Source organism: Actinophytocola sp., from assembly GCF_045807065.1.
Lineage (GTDB): Bacteria > Actinomycetota > Actinomycetes > Mycobacteriales > Pseudonocardiaceae > Actinophytocola.
On sequence record NZ_JBJMIE010000612.1, the window covers coordinates 1 to 5492 of the forward strand.

Consider the following 5492-nt stretch of genomic DNA (forward strand, 5'->3'; position numbering starts at 1 on the left):
ACGCGCAGGCGGCCGCGGGGGTGGCGAGCGTGATCAAGATGGTCAAGTCGCTGGAACACGGCGTCCTGCCGCCGACCCTGCACGTGGACGCGCCCACCCCCGAGGTGGACTGGTCCGCCGGCGCCGTCGAGTTGCTGACCGAGGCCCGCGACTGGCCGCGCGCCGACCGCCCCCGCCGGGTCGGTGTGTCCGCGTTCGGTGTCAGCGGGACGAACGCGCACCTGATCATCGAGGAGGCACCCGCCCAGGACGCGCCACCCGCCGTCGAGGACGTCGCCGCCCCCGACGTGCTGCCGGTGGTGGTGTCCGCGCGGAGCACCGCATCGCTGGCCGCGCAGGCCGACCGGCTGGCCGAGTTCCTCGGCGGTGACCTGCCGCTCGCGACCGTCGCCGGGGCACTGGTGTCCGGCCGTGCCGCGCTGAGCGACCGTGCGGTGGTCCTCGCCGCGTCCCGCGACGAGGCGGTCGCGGGGCTGACCGCTCTGGCACGCGCGGAGACCGTGTCCGGTGTCGTCACCGGTCGCGCGAGCACCCCGGGCAAGGTCGTGTGGGTGTTCCCGGGCCAGGGCTCGCAGTGGGTGGGCATGGGCCGGGAGTTGTTGGATTCCTCGCCGGTGTTCGCGGCGAAGATCGGTGAGTGTGCCGCGGCGTTGGCGCCGTGGACCGACTGGTCTGTGGTGGAGGTGTTGCGGGGGGACACGGATCCGGCGCTGATGGAGCGGGTGGATGTGTTGCAGCCCGCGAGTTTCGCGGTGATGGTGGGCCTGGCGGCGGTGTGGTCGTCGGTAGGAGTCCGGCCAGACGCGGTGGTGGGCCACTCGCAGGGGGAGATCGCCGCGGCGTGTGTCGCGGGTGCACTGTCCCTTGTGGACGCCGCCCGGGTGGTGGCGTTGCGGAGCAAGGCGATCGCGACGGGACTGTCCGGTCGCGGTGGTATGGCATCCGTGGCCTTGAGTGAGGTCGAGGCGGGGGAGCGACTGGCGCCGTGGGCCGGCCGGGTCGAGGTGGCCGCGGTCAACGGGCCGTCCTCGGTGGTGATCGCCGGTGACGCCGAGGCTCTGGTGGAGGCGGTGGCGGCGCTCGGTGGTCGTCGGGTGGCGGTGGACTACGCGTCGCACACCCGGCACGTCGAGGACATCGAGGGTGTGCTCGCGGAGGAGCTGGCGGGTGTCGAGGCGCTGGCGCCGGTGGTTCCGTTCTTTTCCACCGTGACGGGGCAGTGGGTGCGGGACGCGGGGGTCGTCGGCGGCGGTTACTGGTATCGGAACCTGCGCAACCAGGTGCGGTTCGGGCCTGCCGTCGTGGAGCTGGTCGAGCAGGGGCATGGGGTGTTCGTGGAGGTGAGCGCGCACCCGGTGCTGGTTCAGCCGATCACGGAGGTGGTCGACGGGACCGACGTGGACGGTGCGGTCGTCGTCGGGTCCCTGCGGCGGGAGGACGGTGGCCCGCGGCGGCTGTTGACCTCGATGGCCGAGTTGTTCGTACGGGGCGTCCCGGTCGACTGGAGCGGTGTGCTGCCGCCGGTGTCCGGACGGGTGGACCTGCCGACCTACGCGTTCGACCGCCAGCACTACTGGCTCGAACCCGTCGAGTCGGCCACCGACGCGGCGTCGCTGGGCCAGGCGGCCGCCGATCACCCGCTGTTGGGGGCGGTGGTGCAGCTGCCGCGGTCCGAGGGCCTGGTCTTCACCTCGCGGCTGTCGGTGCGGTCGCACCCGTGGCTGGCCGACCACGCCGTCGGCGGCGTCGTGATCCTGCCGGGCAGCGGGCTCGTCGAGCTGGCCGTGCGCGCGGGCGACGAGGCCGGTTGCTCGGCGTTGGACGAGCTGGTGATCGAGGCGCCGCTGGTGGTGCCCGCACACGGCGGGGTGCGCGTGCAGGTCGCCGTGAGCGGCCCGGACGACGCTGGCAGCCGCACCGTGGACGTGTACTCCCAGCGCGAGGACTCCGACGGCTGGACCCGGCACGCCACCGGTCTGCTGTCGGCCACCCCGCCCGCGTCGGGCACGACGTTCGACTTCACGTCCTGGCCGCCGCAGGACGCGGAACCGGTCGAGATCAGCGACTTCTACCCCGACCTGGCCGAGCGCGGCTACGCCTACGGCCCGGCGTTCCAGGGCCTGCGGGCGGTGTGGCGGCGCGGCAGTGCCGGCGACACCGAGATCTTCGCCGAGGTCGCCCTGCCCGACGAACTACGCAAGGACGCCACCCGGTTCGGCGTGCACCCCGCACTGCTCGACGCCGCCCTCCAGGCCGCCACCACCGGCGGCGCGGAGGAACCGGCCGAGCCGGTGCTGGCGTTCTCGTGGAACGGCCTCGTGCTGCACGCGGCGGGTGCCGCGGCACTGCGGGTGCGGCTCGCGCCCGCCGGCGCCGACGCGCTGTCGGTCGAGGCCGCCGACGAGACCGGCGGCCCGGTGCTGACGATGGACTCGCTGGTGTCCCGGCCGGTGTCCGCGGAACAGCTCGGCGCCGCCGCGGGCCTGGGCCGCGACTCGGTGTTCCGGGTCGACTGGACCGAGCTGCCCCTCCCACTCGGTGAGCCCGCGCCGTCCTGGGTGCCGGTGCACGACGCCGACGACGTGACGGCACTGGCCGCCGGCGGGCAGGTGCCGCCGGTGGCGGTGCTCGCCGCCGGGGGTGCCGGCGCCGCGGACGCGGCGCTGCCGGTGGCGACCCGGGTCCTGCGGGTCCTGCAGGCGTGGCTCGCGGGGACCGGGTTCGAGGAGTCGAGGCTGGTCGTGCGGACCTGCGGTGCCGTGCCCGCGGGCGGTGAGGACACGGTGACCGACCCGGCCGCCGCCGCGGTGTGGGGGCTGGTCCGTTCCGCCCAGGCCGAGCACCCGGACCGGATCGTCCTGCTCGACCTCGACCCGGCCGCCGTCCTCGACGCGGACACCGTCCTGGACTCGGCGCTCGGGGCCGTGCTCGCCTGCGGCGAACCACAGCTCGCCCTGCGCGGCACGACCTTCTCGGTGCCCCGGCTCACCCGTGCCACCGGCCCGCTCGCCGACACCCCCGCCGCCTTCGACCCGGACGGCACGGTCCTGGTCTCCGGCGCCGGGGCGCTGGGCGGTCTGGTGGCCCGCCACCTCGTGACCCGCCACGGCGTGCGGCACCTGGTGCTCGCGAGTCGTCGAGGGCCGGCCGCCGACGGCATGACCGAGCTGGTCGCCGACCTCACCGGGCAGGGCGCGGACGTGTCCGCGGTGGCCTGCGACGTCGCCGACCGCGGCCAGGTGGCGGACCTGCTCGCGGCCGTGCCCGAGGCGCACCCGCTGACCGGTGTCGTGCACACCGCGGGCGTCTTCGACGACGCCGTGATCGCGGCGCTCACCCCGGACCAGCTGGCGCGGGTGTTCGCGCCCAAGGTCGACGCGGTGCGCCACCTCGACGAGCTGACCCGCGGCACCGAACTGGGCGCGTTCGTCGTGTTCTCGTCCGTCGCCGGCGTGGCCGGCGGCGGCGGTCAGGGCAACTACGCGGCGGCCAACGCCTTCCTCGACGCGGCCATGGCCGGCCGCCGGGCCGCGGGTCTGCCCGGGCTGTCGTTGGCCTGGGGCCTGTGGGAACGCGCCCTCGGCATGGCCACCCACCTCAGCAGCGTCGACCACGCGCGGGCCAGTCGCGGCGGCGTCGGTGAGATGACCGCCGCCGAGGGCCTCGACATGTTCGACGCCGCGCTGGGCATGGCCGAGTCGCTGCTGGTGCCGATCAGGCTGGACGTGGCGGCGATGCGGTCCGGTGCCGCGGCCGGCGGGTCGCTGCCGCACGTGTTCCGCGGCCTGGTCCGGGCCGGCAGGCAGCAGGCGCGGGCGGCGGCCGCCGCGGACCGCGGACTGCCGCGCAGGCTGGCCGGACTCCCCGCGGACGAGCAGGAGGCCGTGGTCCTGGACGTCGTGCGCGGTCAGGCCGCCGCCGTGCTCGGGCACGGCGGACCCGAGGCGGTGCGGCCGGACACGGCGTTCTCCGACGCCGGGTTCGACTCGCTGACCTCGGTGGAGCTGCGCAACCGGCTGCGGGAGGCCACCGGGCTGAAGCTGCCCGCGACGCTGGTCTTCGACTACCCGAACCCGGTGGTGCTCGCCCGTCACCTGCGGGCGGAGCTGGTCCCGGACGGCGGCACGAACGGCAGCGGCAACGGACACGGCAACGGACACGGGCACGGCAACGGACACGGCAGTGGGCACACCGGGGCGGACGTGGACGAGGAGCGGCTGCGGCACGCGCTCGCCTCGGTGCCGCTGGCCCGCCTGCGCGAGGCCGGGCTGATCGACGCCCTGGCGAAACTGGCGGACCTCGGCGAGCCGGCCGGGGTGTCCGACGAGGACCCGGACGAGCGGTCGGTCGCCGACCTGGACGTCGACGACCTCGTGCAACTGGCGTTGGGCAGCGCGGAATCCGGCACGGAGTGATTGGGGCGGTTGGTGAGCGCGTCGTACGAGAAGGTCGTCGAGGCCCTGCGGAAGTCGCTGGACGAGGTCGGCACGCTGAAGAAGCGCAACCGGCAGCTCCTCGGCGCCGCCCGGGAGCCCATCGCGATCGTCGGCATGGCCTGCCGGTTGCCCGGTGGTGTCGCGGGGCCGGATGACCTGTGGCGGCTGGTGTCGCAGGGCCGGGACGGGGTGTCGGGGTTCCCCACCGACCGCGGCTGGAACCTGGACGACCTGTTCGACCCCGACCCCGACCACCCGGACACCTCCTACGTCAGCAGGGGCGGCTTCCTGCAGGACGCGGGGCAGTTCGACGCCGGGTTCTTCGGCATCTCGCCGCGTGAGGCGCTCGCCATGGACCCGCAGCAGCGGCTGCTGCTCGAGGCCTCGTGGGAGGCCCTCGAAGGTGCGGGCATCGATCCCGCCTCGCTGAAGGGCGCCGACGTCGGGGTGTTCACCGGCGTGTCGGGGCAGGGCTACGGCGGCGGCGTCGTCAGCCAGGAGATGCAGAGCTTCTCGGGCACCGGCCTCGCGTCGAGCGTCGCGTCCGGCCGGGTGTCCTACGTGTTCGGGTTCGAGGGGCCCGCGGTCACCATCGACACGGCGTGTTCGTCGTCGTTGGTGGCGATGCACCTGGCCGGTCAGGCGCTGCGCACCGGCGAGTGCTCGGTGGCGTTGGCCGGCGGTGCGATGGTCATGTCGAGCCCCAACTCGTTCGTCGTGTTCTCCCGGCAGCGCGGGCTCGCCACGGACGGCCGGTGCAAGGCGTTCGCGTCGGCCGCCGACGGGATGGTGCTCTCCGAGGGCGTCGGGGTGATAGTCCTCGAACGGCTGTCGGTGGCGCGGGAACGCGGGCACCGCGTGCTCGCCGTGATCCGCGGCAGCGCGCTCAACCAGGACGGCGCCTCCAACGGGCTGACCGCGCCCAACGGCCCGTCGCAGCAACGGGTCATCCGCGCCGCGCTCGCGGGCGCCGGGCTCACCCCGTCCGAGGTGGACATGGTGGAGGCGCACGGCACCGGCACGACCCTCGGCGACCCGATCGAGGCACAGGCCCTG

At 74.9% G+C, this 5492-nt stretch carries 2 protein-coding genes; both read left to right on the forward strand.

Annotated features, from left to right (window positions below; all coding sequences use genetic code 11):
• The coding region (locus tag ACJ73U_RS35940; protein ID WP_407782220.1) for an SDR family NAD(P)-dependent oxidoreductase at positions 1-4415 on the forward strand (4415 nt) is incomplete at its 5' end.
• Positions 4416-4424: 9 nt separating this feature from the next.
• Positions 4425-5492, forward strand: a 1068-nt coding sequence (locus tag ACJ73U_RS35945) for a beta-ketoacyl synthase N-terminal-like domain-containing protein (protein WP_407782221.1), incomplete at its 3' end; no start/stop codon positions are given.